The organism is Arthrobacter sp. P1_H7 (genome assembly GCF_056405215.1).
Window position 1 is genome coordinate 22,955 of sequence record NZ_JBFUCO010000010.1, and the last position, 15,519, is coordinate 38,473.

Here is a 15,519-nt window from a genome sequence, read left to right on the forward strand (position 1 = left end):
TTCCAGACGTTGCTGACGGTGATGCGGTCCACCTTATGACACTCTGTGTCATTATGTAAGGGTGAATACTGGTGGGATGCCTTCGGATGCTGTGACCACCGCCGTCCCGCGCTCCACCGGGCGCCCGGTGACGATTGATCCCGACGCCGTGGCCGTCATTGCGCTGCGGCTGTTCGCCGAGCGCGGCTACGAGCAGACCTCAATGGAGGACATCGCGCGCGAGGCGGGGATCGGGCGCAAGAGTCTGTACCGCTACTTCGCCAGCAAGGCCGAGCTCGTCTGGGGCGGCATGGAACCGGTGGTCGAAGCGTCGGGCCGGGTGCTGGACTCCGCCAGCACTGCCGGCTTGGCCGACGGCGGCGTCCTGGCCCGGCTGCGCGATGCGGCGGTCGCCGGGGTTGCCGTTCTGCCCGACCTCGCGGTCACGCGCGGCCGGCTGCGACTGATCGCCGAACACCCCGAACTGGCCAGCCGCAGCTACGAATCCCTGGCGCCGCAGCGCGAGCGGACCCGGGCGTACCTGATGTCCGCCGGCGTCCCCGAGGACGTGGCCGGGTATCTGTGTGCCGCGTTGATCGGCGCGACGTTCGAGGCGTGGATGCAGTGGGCCGCCGGGACGGACCCGAATCCGGTGCCGTATTTGGTGGCGGCGGTGGGGGTGCTGCGGGTGCCCGAGTCGACGCGGGCGGGGTGACAATGGGGAGATGAGCTCCGTGTTGAAACGAAGCCGGCCCAACGGCCGCCGCCTGCCGGTCCGGAACCGGGGTCCCGCCGTCGTGGTTTGGCTGGTGCTGCGGTGAGTACCTTCGTCCTGATCCCCGGAGCGGGCGGTACGGCCTGGTACTGGAGCCGCGTCGTTCCGTTGCTGCAGGGGGCCGGCCACGAGGCCGTCTCGGTCGATCTGCCCGGCGACGATGAAAGCGCCGGATTGCCCGAGTACGCGCGTCTGGTTCTTGAGGCCATCGGTGGACGCCAGGACGTGGTGCTCGTTGCGCAGTCGCTGGGTGGCTTCACCGCCCCGCTCGTGTGCGAAAAAGCCCCCGTCGCCGGGCTTGTCCTGGTGAATGCGATGATCCCTGTACCGGGCGAGACCGCCGGTGCATGGTGGGACAACACGGGCTGGGCTGCGGCGCAGCAAAGCGCGGCCCAGGCCCACGGGTACAGTGCCGAGTTCGACACGGACACCTACTTCCTGCACGACGTGCCGCCGGAAGTCGCCGCGGAAGGCGAACCGCACCAACGCCCCGAAGCAGACGCGGTCTTTGAATCGGCCTGCACCTTCACGGCCTGGCCCCGGATCCCGACCCGCGTCGTGGCCGGAAAGGGAGACCGCTTCTTTCCACTGGACTTCCAACAACGGGTCGCCCGCGAACGCCTCGGCATGGAGCCCGACGTCCTGCCCGGCGGCCATCTCCTCGCCCTGGCAAACCCGGACGGTGTGGCTGATTACCTGCTGCGCCGCTGAACGTGGGAATTCCGGCCTAGCGGCTGCTCACCTGGCCGAACAGCTTCGCGATGGGCGCGAGCACCAGCGGCCGGGCGGCGTACCACCCGGCCGCCGTGATGGCGATTGCGGCCGCGAAGAGCCAGAACCCGACCCAGTTGACCACGTCGGTTCCGCTGAACATGTGGTTCAGGTTGCGCAGCGCACCGGTCGCGAACACGAGGAACACGTGGATGAGGATGAACAGCACGAAAAACAGCATGGTCGGGAAGTGCACCGCGCGCGCAACCTCCAACGGGTAGATCTTGTTCAGTGTTTTCGCGTTCTTCGGCCAGAACTCGCTCATGCGCACACCCGTGATCGCCGCGACCGGGGCCGCGATGAACACCACCACGAAGTACATGATCTGCTGCAGGCTGTTGTAGTTCACCCAACCGGACTCAACGGGCCAGTCCAGTGTCATGTACTGCAGGAGCGCGGAGAGCGCGTTCGGGAAAGCCTCCCAACTGCTCGGCACGATCCTCATCCAGCGGCCAGAGGCAAACAGCAGCACCACGAAGATGAGTCCGTTGGCCAGCCACAAAATGTCCAACGTCTGGTGCAGCCACAGGTTGATGCTGATCTTCTTGCCACCGCGCTTTGGCGTCCAAAACGCCGGCGGCTTCTGCTGCGTCCGCACCTGATAGCCGGAGCGAATGATGAGCACCATCAGGAAGATGTTCAGGAAGTGAGCCCACTGCGCCCACCACGGGAAGCCGGGCTCTACCGTATCGGGCAGGTCATACGCGCCGGGGTATCTCTCGAGGAACTCGGGCACGCCCGGCAGCGTCGTCACGCCGCGCGCGGCGAGCACAAGAATCGCTGCGGCGGCCACTCCGCCGACGGCGAAGAGCACGACGAGCTTGATCCACTGGCCCAGGGTACGTGAGCCGTAGAGCCTTGCCTCAGCCTTTGGCTTCACGGGCTTTTCGACGGCGGCGGGCTGTGCCACCGGCGCCGGGGCCGCTGCGGCTGGCCGCGCCGCGGGTGCCGCTGCGGCTGGCCGCGCCGCGGGTGCCGGGACGACTGGCCGCGCCGCGGGTGCCGGGACGACTGGCTGTGCCACCGGCGCCGGGGCGGTGGTGGCCGCGGGTGCACTCGACGCCGAGGGCTCCGCCCCGGCGTCGGCCTTCACCACGCTGGGAGTCGGGGCAGGGGCGGCGTCGGCAATATGTTGGGGACCTGCCTGCACCGCAGGGGCGGCAGCGACTACCGGAGCAAGCCCAGCCGGCGGCCAGGGTTCTCCGCCGGGGACACGGGGAAGCCCGCGACGAAGCGAGGTGGTTCCCGTCGTCCGTGTGGCGGGCGCGGCTGCCGGAGCAGCTGAAGTCACCGCCGCTGCCGGCACCGCTGCTTTCTCAGCAGCAACAGCTACGGCAGCATCTGCGGCTGCATCTACGGCAGATGCCGCCGTGGCGCCTGCGGCCGGAGCCCCGGACAGAGCCGCCTTTGATATCGGAGCCTCGCCTGCGGGCGGCCAAGGTTCGCCTCCCGGCACGCGCGGCAGGCCGCGGCGAAGCTGCCGCGCCTCCGCAGCGCCTGGGTTCACTGCAGGGACCGGCGCGGACACTGCCGCCGCCGGCACCGTTTCCTGGACAGCAGCGGGGGCGGACGGCCCGGCGTCCACTGGCCCGGCGGCGGCCGGCGCTGTCCCGGAAACAGACACCGCCATATCGGCTGTTTCTGCCGCTTCTGCCGCTTCTGGCGCTTCTGGCGCTTCTGGCGCTTCTGGCGCTTCTGGCGCTTCTGGCGCTTCTGGCGCTTCTGCCGTGACTATGCGGGCGGGCGCCTGGCCTGCTGGAGGCCAGGGTTCACCACCTTCGACGCGCGGCAGGCCCCGCCGAATGGACCGAGACAGAGTTGCCATCGCTACTTCTTCCGGGCCTCAAGTGCGCTAATGAGCTGGGGAACAACCTTGAAGACGTCGCCGACCACACCGTAGTCCGCAACCTCGAAGATCGGCGCGTCGCCGTCCTTGTTGATGGCGACGATCATCTTCGCGGTCTGCATGCCGGCCCGGTGCTGAATCGCGCCGGAAATGCCCAGCGCGACATACAGCTGCGGTGACACGGAAACTCCGGTCTGGCCGACCTGATGCGCTGTGGGGACGTAGCCGGCATCCACCGCGGCGCGCGACGCACCAACGGCGGCACCGAGGGTATCGGCGAGCTGTCCAACGAGTGCGAACTGTTCTTCCGAGCCGAGGCCACGGCCACCGGCGACAACCTTTGCGGCACCACGCAGCTCCGGCCGCGAGGTGGCGGCAGTCGCATCCTCGAAGGAGTCGATCCGCGCGGCCGGTTTCGCGGAGCTCGTCACGGCCAAGGTCTCCGACGCTTGCGGCTGAGCCTCGGCCCGCGCCTCGATGGAACCCTGGCGGACCGTAATCACCGGCGCCCCAAACGTGGACGATGACGTCACGTTGTAGGCGCCGCCGTAGATGGAGTGGTGTGCCACGACGCCCTCGTCATCACGGGACACACCGACCGCATCGGCAGAAATCGCCGCACGCGAACGGGCAGCGTAACGGCCGGCGAGGTCGCGCCCGTTCAGGGAATGCGAAATCAGGATCGCGTCCGGCTGCACCTGCTCCACGGCGGCGGCAAGCGCGTCAACGCCCGGCACCCCGAGCGCGGAAGGATCCGGAGTCTCCGCGATGAGGGCGTGCGCGGCACCAAGGTCCGCGGCCTCCGCGGCGGCGGCGCTCCCGGCGCCGGGTGAGGCAAGTACCAATGCAACCGGGGTGCCAACGGCAGCGGCGGCACCGAAGAGCCCGGCCGCGGCCTGCTCGAGTTCACCGGATGCCCGGGTTTCGACGACGACGAGGATTGCGTCACGAGGGAATTCAGTCATGTCGTTGATCCTTAGGCCAGTCGGTTTTCGATCAGGAACTCAGCGAGCTTTTCGCCGGCATCACCCTCGTCGATGATCTTCACGCCCGCCGCGCGCGGGGGCCTCTCCGCAACGGTCAGCATGATCGAACGCGCCGCCTCCGGGTTGTCGGCCGTGATCCCGAGGTCCGCGAGGGTCAGGACCTCAAGGGGCTTCTTCTTCGCGGCCATAATGCCCTTGAAGTTCGGGAAGCGCGCCTCCGGAAGTGCCTCGGTAATGGAAATCACCGCGGGCAGGTTCGCTGAGACCTTCTGCACGCCAGTGTCAACGGCCCTGGAACCCGACACCGCGCCGTCGCTGATCTCGACGGAGCTGAGGCCGGTGGCATGCGGTACGTCAAGCAATTCGGCAAGCATCGCGGGAATCATGCCGCCGGATCCGTCGGTGGAGACGTTGCCGGTAATCACCAGGTCAAACCCACTGCGGTGGATCGCTGCGGCGAGGGTTTCAGCGGTAAGTCCCAGGTCCGCACCCCGGAGCGCCTCGTCACAGACATGGGTGGCGCTTCCCGCGCCCATCGCGAGCCCCTTGCGAATTGTTGCCGTTGCACTCTCGGGGGCGAGGGAAAGGATTGCGACCTCAGTGCCCTCGTTCGCGTCGGCGTACGTCAGTGCCAGCTCCAGGGCCCGCTCACCGATCTCATCAATGACTGCCTCGCTGGCTCCTCGATCGGCGAGGCCCGTTTCAAGGTTCAGTTTTCGGTCCCCGTACGTGTCGGGGACCTCCTTTACTAGGACGATAATCTTCATCGATGGCTCTTCCTGTGGCGGCTTGTCCCTGGAGCGGAGACAATGTCGAACCCATCGAGTCTACGAAACTAGGGCCCCTTCTGGTTGACAGAGCCCGTGTCGTGAAGTGAAGTGCGTCGTCTTGGGACCGGCAGCGCCGTAAAGCTGGACGTTCCGTTGACAACTGCAAAACGTTTTGTGTAACGTGTCTCACACCAGATACAAAACGTTTTGCAAAGGGAAGTCAATGACGACAAGAGTGGGAATACGCGACGTGGCCAAGGCCGCGGGAGTCTCCGTCACCACGGTGTCGCATGCCCTCAACGACGCCACGAGCTTCCGGGTGAAGGCCGCCACGCAGCAACTCGTCCGGGACGTGGCCAGGGATCTTGGGTATGCCCCGAACAAGATGGCCAGCGGACTGCGCAACCAGCGCTCCCAGATCCTTGGCCTGGTCAGTGACGAAATCACCACCACCCCCTTTGCAGGGGCCATGATCCGCGGGGCGCAGGACGCCGCCTACGACCGCGGCTACGTGGTGATGGTGGTCAACTCGGGCCTGGACAGCGAGCTGGAAAACCGTGAAATCAACATGCTGCGGCAGCACCAGGTGGACGGGGTGGTCTACGCCAGGATGTACCACCAAAGCGTGCAGGTCCCCGCGGAACTGGAGGGCCTCCCCACCGTGCTGCTGGATTCCGTCACCGACGACACGTCCATTTCCTCGGTTATCCCCGACGAGGTGGGCGCCGCCGAAACGGCCGTTGAAGCAATCATCCAGGCGGGCCACACCCGGATCGGGATGATCAACAACATCGACGACATCCCCGCCACGCACGGCCGCAGGGAGGGCTTCCTCAACACCCTCCGGCGGCACGGCCTGCAGCACGACCCCCGCCACCTCGTGATCGCCCAGCCCGAAACCGCGGGAGGCCGCGAGGCCGCGCTGGGCCTGCTCGGTCAGCCCGACCGCCCCACAGCCCTGTTCTGCTTCAGTGACAGGGTTGCCATGGGCGCCTACCAGGCGGCCACCGCATTGGGGCTGCGCATTCCGGAGGACGTGTCCATTGTGGGGATCGACAATCTCGAAATCATCGCAGACGCCCTGTGGCCGGGGCTCACCACCGTCGCCCTTCCCCACTACGAAATGGGCAGTTGGGCGGTCCACCGAATCCTGGACGACATCGAAAATCCCGGCGCACGCGCAGTCCAGACGCAACTGGACTGCCCCCTGATTGAGCGGGGGTCCCTCGGCCCGCCGCCACGTTAGCTGTTTGCCGGCACCAAGCCGGCATCACCACATCGTTCCACCGCTCCACAGCTCCACTGCCCGGGGCCGCAAAAGAAGGGACGCAGCCGTTGCACCGGCCGCGTCCCGAAGGACCCGGGGCAATCTCCCACGCCCACATTCAGCAGAAAGATTGACCATCATGAACAAGCGATTCACCCGGATCCTCGCCACCAGTGTAGCTGCGGCGGCACTTGTCGGCTCCCTGGGCGCCTGCGGCAAGGGCAGCGCCTCGGCCCCGTCCGCCGGCTCCAACGAGATCACCATGTGGACCCACAACGCGGGCAATGCCGACGAACTCAAGGCGGTCGAAAACATCGTCGACTCCTACAACAAGAGCGCCGGCGCCAAGGCCAAGATCAAGGTCCAGGCGTTCCCGCAGGACTCCTACAACGACTCCGTGGTCGCGGCCGCGGCCGCCGGGAAGCTCCCCTGCATTGTTGACATCGATGGCCCCAATGTTCCCAACTGGGCCTGGGCGAAGTATCTGACACCCCTGAAGCTCGACGCCGACGTGTCCAAGAATCTGCCGAGCACGGTGGCCAAGTGGGAGGGTGAGACCTACGCCGTGGGCACCTATGACGTCGCACTGGCGATGCTCGCCCGCGCCTCCGACCTCAAGGCAGCTGGCGTCCGCGTCGCCACTGTGGAGAAGCCGTGGACCAAGGACGAGTTCCAGGACGCGCTGACCAAACTCAAGGCCCTGGGCAAGTGGGAATACCCGCTGGACATGGGTACCGCCGGAACCGGCGAGTGGCTGCCCTACGCCTACTCGCCGTTCCTGCAGTCCTTCGGCGGGGACCTGATCAACCGCGACGGGTTCCAGTCGGCAGACGGCGTCCTCAATGGCGACAAGGCCATCGAATGGGCCCAGTGGTTCCGCGGCCTTGCCGACCAGGGCTTCATGGCGAAGAAGAGCGGCAAGGACTCCACCCAGGACTTCCTCAACAACAAGAGCGGCCTTCTCTACACCGGCTCCTGGGCCGCGGACAAGGCACGCGCAGCGGTGGGTAAGGACCTCGTGGTCATGCCGTCCGTGGACCTCGGCAACGGCCCCAAGATCGGCGGCGCCTCCTGGCAGTGGGGCGTGACCAGCGGCTGCAACAACTCCGCGGCAGCCATGGATTACCTCTCCTATTCACTGAAGCCGGAAAACCTGGCCGCGGTGGCGAAGGCAACGGGCACGATCCCGGCCACCGACGAAGCCGCCGCGCTGATCCCCGCGTACGCCAAGGGCGGCGCAAACCGGATCTTCATGGAACTTTCCCGCAACTCCGCGGTGATGCGTCCTGAAACCCCGGCCTATCCCTTCATCGCCACCGAATACGGCAAGGCGGTTCAGGACATCCTCGCCGGCGCCGACCCCAAGACGGCGCTGGACAAGTCGGTCAAGGCCATCGACGCCAACATCAAGTCCAACGGCGGCTACAAAAACTAGCCGGCTGCCGAGCGGTACGACGACGGCGGTGCGCAACCGCCGCCGTCGTCGTACCTCCGGCCCTGACTGTCGACGGAGAAACCCATGACAACCACCCAGCTCCCCTCCCCCGGCCGCCGTCTGGCGGATCCGGCCCCGGCCGCACCGCCCAGCAAACCGCGCCGCCGCCCACGCCACCTGCGCGAACAGATCAGCGGCTGGGGAATGATCGCCCCGGCCGCGGTCCTCCTGCTCGCCTTCGTCTTCCTCCCGGCAATCCTGGGCTTCGGGCTGGCGTTTACCAACGCCCGGCTTGTTTCCCCGCGGCCCGTCGAGTTCGTCGGCACAGACAACTTCGCGCGACTCTTCGCGGATCCGGTGTTCTGGCGCTCGCTGCTGAACGTCAGCTACTTCGCCGTCGTGGTCGTGCCCGTCCAGTCCGGACTCGCCCTGGCCATGGCACTCCTGATCAACAAGAAGTTCCGCGGCGTGAACTTCTTCCGCACCATCTACTTCCTTCCCGTGGTGACGTCCATGGTGGTGGTGTCCCTGCTGTGGATGTTCATGTACCGCAAGGACGGCCTGATCAACGAGTTGCTGTCGGCGGCCAGTTTCGGCCTCATCAGCGGCCCGGACTGGCTCAACGATCCCGCCACCGCCATGCCGGCCATCATCGCCCTGTCCATCTGGCAGGCCGCAGGGTTCCACATGATCATCTGGCTCGCAGGCCTGCAAAGCATCTCCGGGGAACTGTACGAGGCCGCCCAGCTCGACGGGGCCAGCCGCTGGCACCAGTTCCGCTACGTGACCTGGCCCGGCCTCACCCACACCCGCACCCTGGTCCTGGTAACCATCACGATCCAGGCGCTCGGGCTCTTCGACCAGGTCAGCGTCATGACCCAGGGCGGGCCCCTCGATTCCACCACCACCATCATCTACGAGGCGGTGCGCTCCGGCTTCAAGCAGCAGGAGACCTCCTACGCCTCGGCCATCTCGCTCGTGTTCTTCGTGCTCGTGCTGCTGATCTCTGCAGTGCAGCGCTACTTGACCCGAGAGAAGGACTGACGTGAAACAGACACTCAATTCCAAGGGTCTCGGCAGCGCCGCGACCACGGCGGTCCGCCTCCTGTTCGCCGCCGTCGCCGCCTTCCCCATCGTGTTCATGATGGTGTCCTCGCTCAAGCCGGACCAGCAGATCTTCGGCGACATGTCCTCGGTGGCTGCGTTCCTGCCGATCGGCAACATTTCACTGGACAACTACGCGGCCGTGTTCGACCGGGTCCCGGCCGCCCGCTTCCTGATCAACTCCATCGGCATTTCCGCCGTCACGGTGGTGCTCGGCATCTTCATCAACAGCCTCTGCGCGTTTGCCCTGTCCCGTATGGAGGTTCGCGGCAAGCGCGTGGTGTTCACCGCGATCCTCGCCACCCTCATCGTGCCCTTCCAGACGCTGGCGCTGCCGCTGGTGTGGTGGGTCAACCAGCTGCCGTACTTTGAGCTCAACGGGTTCAGCCTGGAGATCTCGAAGGGCTGGCTGGACACCTACCAGGTCCAGATCATCCCGTTCATCGCCAACGCGTTCTCCATCTACCTGTTCCACCAGTACTTCGAGTCCATCCCGAAGGAACTGGACGAGGCCGCCCGGATCGACGGCGCCGGCTGGTTCACCATCTACCGCAAGGTGGTCATGCCGCTCGCGGGACCGGCCACCGCCACCGTGGCCATCCTGACCTTCCTGCCCGCCTGGAACTCCTACCTCTGGCCGCTCATGGTGGTCCAGTCCGAGGAGCTCCGCCCGGTGATGATCGGCATCCAGTACTTCTTCCAGCTCAACGTCTCCTGGGGCGAGGTGATGGCTTACGCGTCCCTCATCACCATTCCCGTGGTGGTCCTGTTCGTCGCGTTCCAGCGATCCTTCATCAACAGCATCGCCTCCAGCGGCGTCAAGGGCTGACCAGCCTCCTCACGCGAAAGCCTACAAAGAACCCTCATGAAAACACTCACCGAACTCGACTGCCAGTACCGGCCAAAGTGGCACTACTCGGCGGAGCGCAACTGGCTCAACGACCCCAACGGTCTGGTCTACGCCAACGGCACCTACCACCTCTTCTACCAGCACAACCCGCACGGCGAGGAGTGGGGCAACATGTCCTGGGGCCACGCCACCTCCACCGACCTGCAGCACTGGGACGAACAACCCGTTGCCATCGCGTGCGATGAGCAGGAGGCCATCTTCTCCGGCTCCGCAGTGGTCGATGTCCACAACACCAGCAGCTTCGGCGTCGGAGGCGTGCCCCCGCTGGTGGCCATCTACACCAGCGCGTACTCGCCCGCATCGCCACTCGCCGGACGGCAGGCGCAGTCCCTCGCCTACAGCACGGACGACGGCGCCACCTGGACCAAGTACGCCGGGAACCCGGTACTGGACCGGGCCTCCGCGGACTTCCGCGACCCCAAGGTCTTTTGGCACGACGGCGCCGCCGGCAGCTACTGGGTGATGGTCGCCGTCGAGGCGGTCCACCACGAGGTGGTGCTCTACAAGTCGGCGGACCTGCTGACCTGGGAGTACCTGAGCACCTTCGGCCCGGCGAACGCCACGGGAGGGGTGTGGGAATGCCCGGACCTGTTCGAACTGCCGGTGGACGGCGATGCCTCCAACACCCGGTGGGTCCTGGTGGTCAACCTGAGCCCCGGCGGCATCGCCGGCGGCTCGGGCGGCCAGTACTTCATCGGAACTTTCGACGGCGTGACGTTCCGTTCCGAAAGCACGATCACCGACGGCGTGCAGGCCGACGACAGCCGGATGGCCGACTACGGCTGGCTCGACTGGGGCCGGGACTACTACGCGGCCGTGTCCTTCAGCAACGCCCCGGACGGACGGAGGCTCATGATCGGCTGGATGAACAACTGGCAGTACGCCGCCTCAACGCCCTCGGACGGCTGGCGCAGCGCGATGTCCCTCGTCCGTGAGGTCAGGCTGGTGTCCCGCGGCGGGCGCCCGGTGCTGGTGCAGGAAGCGGTGGACCCGTTCCACAGCCAGGGTGCAGAGGTGTTCGCGCTGGACCGGCAGCCGTTGGCGGACGGGGTGACCTGGCTTCCGGCCGAGGCCTGCGGTGACGTGCTGCGAATCGATGCGGAATTCGAGCCCGGCGCCGCCGGCAGGGTAGGCCTCGTGCTCCGGGCCGGCAGCGAACCGGGCGGGGAATCCGGCTCCAGGTCCGGGCCCGGAGTCGGGGCGCGCACTGTCCTGGCCTACGACTGCCGCACGGCGGAGCTCAGCCTGGACCGGACCGAATCCGGCAATGTGGGGTTCCACGAGTCGTTCCCGTCAGTGGAGCGCGTTTCCGTGTCTTTGGAGGACGGCCGGCTCAGGCTCCGGGTGTTCCTGGACCGCTGCTCGGTGGAGGTCTTCGCGCAGGACGGCCTGGCAACCATCACCGATCTGGTCTTTCCCGCGAACTCCTGCACCGCCGTCGGGCTGCTGGCCGAGGGCGAGGGCGGCACCCTGGCGGGCCTGGCCGTCCTCGCCTGACCGGCTGGAAGGGTCCAAACCGGGGGGAGCAGATCCGCGTTGAAACGAAGCCGGTCCGCCGGACCGCTGCCGGCCATCTGCCGTTCATCTGCCAGTATCGGGGATTAATTACCGGGAAGTAACGTGGCGATCTCTTGTTGAGATCCAACCTTTGAGAGGCTCCCGAATGAGCACGACTCACACCCGAGGCATCCTCACGGCCGCCGCAGCAATCGTCCTGGCCGCGTCGGCAATCGGCATCACCGCGGCCGCCCAGGCCGCAGACAACCCCACCGGTGCCGGCAACCACGGTGACAGGAACACGGCTCTGGCCGACGCCTTCAACGGCGTGGACCGGAACACGAACTGGCAGCAGACGTCCAAGCTGAAGCTGAACTTCCCGACGTACCACACGGAGGGAATCGCCTACAGCCAGGACCACATCTTCCTCTCGGCCGTTCAGATCATCGAACCGACCGTGAAGTTCCCGACCCCGCAAAACGGCTTCGACCGCACCCCCGGCAAGGGCGTCGGCCACCTGTTCGTCATGGACAAGGCCGGCGCCCTGCAAAAGGACATCGTCCTGGGAGAGGGCGACATGTACCACCCCGGCGGCATCGACTTCGACGGCACCAACGTCTGGATCCCCGTGGCCCAGTACCGGCCGGACAGCAGCGCCATCATCTACCGAGTCGACGCGACCACCCTGGACGTGGATAAACAGTTCGAGGTGAAGGACCACTTCGGCGGCATCGTGATGGACAAGCAGACCGGCCACCTGGTCGGCAACACCTGGGGCTCGCGCCGCTTCGCCGAATGGGACCTGCAGGGCAAGCAGCTCTCGACCTGGCAGAACCCGAACTACTTTATCGACTACCAGGACTGCCAGTACGTGCCCAACTCCAAGATGCTCTGCAGCGGGATCACCAACCTCCCGCAGACCCCGGCGGCCGGCGGCACCGGCGCCACCTACGAACTCGGCGGCATGGCGATGATTGACCTCAAATCCCGCAGCGTAATCCGCGATGTCCCGTTCCAGCAGTGGTCCACCGCAGGCCATGTGGCCACGCGCAACCCGTTCAAAATGACGGCCGACGGCGGGCACCTCACCATGAAGGTGGCCCCCGACAACGGTGAGGAAGGCAACGGCACCGAAATCCTCACCTACGAGGCAACGGTCACGCCCGCCAAGTAACGCCGGCCTGCCGCAGGCGCCACGAGGGGAGCCCCGGGGCTCCCCTCGTGGTGGCCTTCTCAGTCAGCTGCCGTGCACCCCGGACACCGCCGTTCCGGGAACCCGGCTACAGGGCCCGCGCGTTGGCCAGCACCGGCAGTTTGGCGCGGACAGCCGCTACTTCGGAAGGGTCGACGTCGATCATCACCAGTTCCGGTTCGCGGCCGAGGGTGACGAGTGGCGTGCCGAGGGGTGACACCACGGCGCTGTGGCCGATCCCGGTGGGGGCTGAACCCGCCGGCTCCTGGCCGATGCTGGAGGGATCTCCCTGCCCGCACGCCACCACGAAGGTGGTGCTGTCCACTGCGCGGGCGCGGACCAGGAGATCCCACTGCTCCGCCTTTCCTTCACCGGATCCCCAGGACGCGCAGACGATGTTGATCTGCGCCCCGGCCCTGGCGTTGGCGCTGAACAGGGCGGGGAAGCGCACGTCGTAGCAGGTGGCCAGGCCGATGACCGTCCCGTTCACCTCGAACGTCACGGGGGACGTGCCGGCGTCGACCGAATCCGACTCCGCGAACCCGAAGGCGTCAAAGAGGTGGATCTTGTCGTAGGAGGTGTCGGTGCCCGGGCCGGTCACCAGCAAGGTGTTCCGCACCCGGCCGTCCCGCCCCGGGGTGAACATACCGGCCACAATCGTGAGGCCCAGCTCCGCGGCGATTCCACGGACGGCGGCGGCCCACGGGCCATCGAGCGGCTCGGCAATGTCGGCCAGGGGATTCCCGAAGGCCCGCATGGCGGCTTCCGGGAACACGACAAGATCGGCGCCCGCGGCCTGGGCACGGGTGGCGTAGTCTCGGATCAGCTCAAGGTTGGCCGCCGGATCGGCGCCGGTGATGATTTGGGCGACTGCTATGCGCATGGGTTTACTCCAGTGTGTTGTATACATAATGTATGCGAAAAATTTCGGGGCCGGCCGCTTCAGGCCGGGAAAAGGCCTACGCGTATTTGCGTGAGAACGTTCTGACCGACCCGGACGTGCAGGGCAAGTTCCTCAACGAACAGGAACTCGCGGCGGACATCGGGGTCTCCCGCACGCCGGTGCGCGAGGCGCTGCTGTTGCTGGTCGCCGACGGCCTGGTGGAGCTGATCCCCCAGCGCGGGGCCTACGTGCCGCTGGTCACCGGCCGCGAGGTCTCCGAACTGATGGAGCTCCGCGGCGTCCTTGAGCGCCACGCGGCCCGGCTGGTCATTGCCGAGGGACGGGTGCCGGCCGCGCAGATGCAGGAGACCCTGGCCCTTCAGGTTGCCCTGCCGGACACCCTCGCACCCGAGTCCGCCAGGGAGTTCATCCGGCTGGACACGCTGTTCCACCAGCAGCTAATCGACGCCGCGGGCAATGCGCTGATCTCCCGGACGTACAGCAAGCTTCACGTCCGGCAGATCCTGGTAGGAATCTCCGCCTTGTTCGGTACAACCGGGCGCCGCCACGACGTCTGCGCCGAACACCAGGGCATCCTGGATGCCCTGGTGTCCGGCGACGCCGCGAGAGCGGAGCAGGCAATCGAACATCATCTGGCTGTCACGCGGGACATCCTGCTCCGCAGTTAGCTGTTGGCACTGATCTTGTCTCCACCAACGACGGCGGCCGGGCGTTCGCCGGTGGCGCCTTCGAGGAGCAGCTTGTAGTCGTCGTCTTCGGTGGTGTTGGAGTTCCGGCCCAGGGCCAGCCCGATCAGCGTTACGACGGCGGCGACGGCGACGTAGATCGCCACCGGCACCCAGGTGCCGAACTGGGCCAGCAGCAGGGTGAACATCAGCGGGGCGATGGCGCCGCCGATCACACCGGCGAAGGTGTAGGCCAGCGAGCTGCCGGTGGAGCGCAGCCGGGGCGAGAACTGCTCCACAATGAAGGCCGCCTGCGGGCCGTACATGAACGAGTGCGCCATCAGGCCGAACACGATGCCGATGATCAGCATGGGCTCGTTCTTGCCGCCCAGGATCCCGAAGAATACGAAGGTCCACACGGCCCCCACCACGGCGGCGGTGCCATAGACCAGCCGGCGGTTGATCCGGTCCGAGACCGCGCCGGCCAGGGGAATCATGAACAGCTGGAAGGCGGATCCGATAAGGACCGCGGTGAGCACCTGGTTCCGCTGGTAGCCGAGGACCTGGATGCCGTAGGTGAGGGTGAAGACGGTGAACAGCGCGTAGAGGACGTCGGGTCCCACGCGGCACAGGACGGCGGCGATCAGCGGGCGCAGCTCCGTGCTGAAGACCTCCCGGATGGGGGCATCAGGCTGCTGGCCGTGCGCTTCGATGGCCTTGAAGACCGGGGTGTCCTCAAGCTTGAGGCGGATCCACAGGCCGAAGCCCACGAGCAGCGCCGACAGCAGGAATGCGAGGCGCCAGCCAAAGCTGAGGAACTGTTCCTCGGTGAGCGCCAGGGTCAGGACGGCGAGGGCGCCGTTGGCCAGCAGGTTGCCGGCGGGCGGACCCACCTGGGCGGCAGACGCCCAGAAACCGCGGCGATGCGGGTCGCCGTATTCGCTGGAGAGCAGGACGGCCCCGCCCCATTCGCCGCCGACGCCCACGCCCTGTGCGAAGCGGAGCAGCACCAGGATGATCGGGGCCGCGATGCCGATGGTGGCGTAGCCCGGCAGCACGCCGATCAGGACGGTGGCGACGCCGATGATCATCAGGGTCGCGACAAGGACTTTCTTGCGTCCGATGCGGTCGCCGAGACGGCCGAAGACAATTCCACCCACGGGGCGGGAGATGTAGCCCACGGCGTAGGTCGAGAACGCCAGGATCGTCCCCGTCATGGGATCCGACGACGGGAAGAAAACGATCGGGAAAACGACGGCGGCCGCGGCCGAGTAGACCGCGAAGTCGTACCATTCGAGCGCCGTGCCGGTGAGGCTGGCGGCAAAGGCCTTGTATAGGCCTTGGGGCCGGATCGGCGCATCCGGGCGCGCTGCCGCGCCGGGTGCCTGTACGGGGGCGTTGGCCATATTGTTCCTCCA

General features: G+C 66.8%; 14 protein-coding genes. 9 read left to right on the plus strand and 5 right to left on the minus strand.

Features of this window, described 5'->3' with window-relative positions; translation table 11 throughout:
- Positions 1 to 76: 76 nt before the first annotated feature.
- Both AC1DXI_RS11050 and AC1DXI_RS11055 read left to right on the plus strand, forming a co-directional pair.
- A complete protein-coding gene (locus AC1DXI_RS11050; protein ID WP_476938644.1) occupies positions 77 to 694 on the plus strand; it encodes a TetR family transcriptional regulator in 618 nt (205 codons plus the stop codon).
- A gap of 102 nt (positions 695 to 796) precedes the next feature.
- Positions 797 to 1,465, plus strand: coding sequence for an alpha/beta fold hydrolase (locus tag AC1DXI_RS11055; RefSeq protein ID WP_476938645.1), 669 nt, complete (start codon positions 797 to 799; stop codon positions 1,463 to 1,465).
- 16 nt (positions 1,466 to 1,481) lie between these two features.
- On the opposite strand, the gene AC1DXI_RS11060 is transcribed toward AC1DXI_RS11055, so the two are convergent.
- The 3 genes from AC1DXI_RS11060 to AC1DXI_RS11070 all read right to left on the minus strand — a co-directional run bounded on the left by AC1DXI_RS11060 (position 1,482) and on the right by AC1DXI_RS11070 (position 5,124).
- A complete protein-coding gene (locus AC1DXI_RS11060; RefSeq protein WP_476938646.1) occupies positions 1,482 to 2,621 on the minus strand; it encodes a cytochrome b/b6 domain-containing protein in 1,140 nt (379 codons plus the stop codon).
- A 731-nt stretch (positions 2,622 to 3,352) separates the two neighbouring features.
- Positions 3,353 to 4,336 (minus strand): electron transfer flavoprotein subunit alpha/FixB family protein, encoded by a 984-nt coding sequence (locus tag AC1DXI_RS11065; protein ID WP_476938647.1) that lies wholly within the window; start codon positions 4,334 to 4,336, stop codon positions 3,353 to 3,355.
- A gap of 11 nt (positions 4,337 to 4,347) precedes the next feature.
- Positions 4,348 to 5,124, minus strand: coding sequence for an electron transfer flavoprotein subunit beta/FixA family protein (locus tag AC1DXI_RS11070; RefSeq protein ID WP_476938648.1), 777 nt, complete (start codon positions 5,122 to 5,124; stop codon positions 4,348 to 4,350).
- A 226-nt stretch (positions 5,125 to 5,350) separates the two neighbouring features.
- On the opposite strand from AC1DXI_RS11070, the gene AC1DXI_RS11075 reads away from it, so the two are divergent.
- The 6 genes from AC1DXI_RS11075 to AC1DXI_RS11100 all read left to right on the plus strand — a co-directional run bounded on the left by AC1DXI_RS11075 (position 5,351) and on the right by AC1DXI_RS11100 (position 12,514).
- Entirely contained in the window at positions 5,351 to 6,373 is a 1,023-nt protein-coding gene (locus AC1DXI_RS11075; RefSeq protein WP_476938649.1) for a LacI family DNA-binding transcriptional regulator, read from the plus strand.
- Positions 6,374 to 6,533: 160 nt separating this feature from the next.
- Positions 6,534 to 7,829 (plus strand): sugar ABC transporter substrate-binding protein, encoded by a 1,296-nt coding sequence (locus AC1DXI_RS11080; protein WP_476938650.1) that lies wholly within the window; start codon positions 6,534 to 6,536, stop codon positions 7,827 to 7,829.
- Positions 7,830 to 7,913: 84 nt separating this feature from the next.
- Positions 7,914 to 8,873 (plus strand): carbohydrate ABC transporter permease, encoded by a 960-nt coding sequence (locus AC1DXI_RS11085; RefSeq protein ID WP_476938651.1) that lies wholly within the window; start codon positions 7,914 to 7,916, stop codon positions 8,871 to 8,873.
- Between the two features lies 1 nt (position 8,874).
- Positions 8,875 to 9,762, plus strand: coding sequence for a carbohydrate ABC transporter permease (locus tag AC1DXI_RS11090; protein WP_476938652.1), 888 nt, complete (start codon positions 8,875 to 8,877; stop codon positions 9,760 to 9,762).
- A gap of 36 nt (positions 9,763 to 9,798) precedes the next feature.
- Positions 9,799 to 11,340, plus strand: coding sequence for a glycoside hydrolase family 32 protein (locus AC1DXI_RS11095; protein WP_476938653.1), 1,542 nt, complete (start codon positions 9,799 to 9,801; stop codon positions 11,338 to 11,340).
- Between the two features lie 166 nt (positions 11,341 to 11,506).
- Positions 11,507 to 12,514 carry a DUF6454 family protein gene (locus AC1DXI_RS11100; protein ID WP_476938654.1) on the plus strand — a complete coding sequence of 336 codons (1,008 nt, stop codon included), beginning with the start codon at positions 11,507 to 11,509 and terminating at the stop codon, positions 12,512 to 12,514.
- Between the two features lie 106 nt (positions 12,515 to 12,620).
- Here AC1DXI_RS11100 and AC1DXI_RS11105 read toward each other — a convergent pair whose 3' ends face one another.
- Complete coding sequence (locus AC1DXI_RS11105) at positions 12,621 to 13,415, minus strand: carbon-nitrogen hydrolase family protein (protein ID WP_476938655.1); 795 nt, start codon at positions 13,413 to 13,415, stop codon at positions 12,621 to 12,623.
- 32 nt (positions 13,416 to 13,447) lie between these two features.
- Between AC1DXI_RS11105 and AC1DXI_RS11110 the strand changes: the two genes are divergently transcribed.
- Entirely contained in the window at positions 13,448 to 14,104 is a 657-nt protein-coding gene (locus tag AC1DXI_RS11110) for a GntR family transcriptional regulator (RefSeq protein WP_476938656.1), read from the plus strand.
- Here the strand turns inward: AC1DXI_RS11110 and AC1DXI_RS11115 are convergent.
- Entirely contained in the window at positions 14,101 to 15,507 is a 1,407-nt protein-coding gene (locus AC1DXI_RS11115) for an MFS transporter (protein WP_476938657.1), read from the minus strand. The genes AC1DXI_RS11110 and AC1DXI_RS11115 overlap by 4 nt on opposite strands.
- Between the last annotated feature and the right edge of the window lie 12 nt (positions 15,508 to 15,519).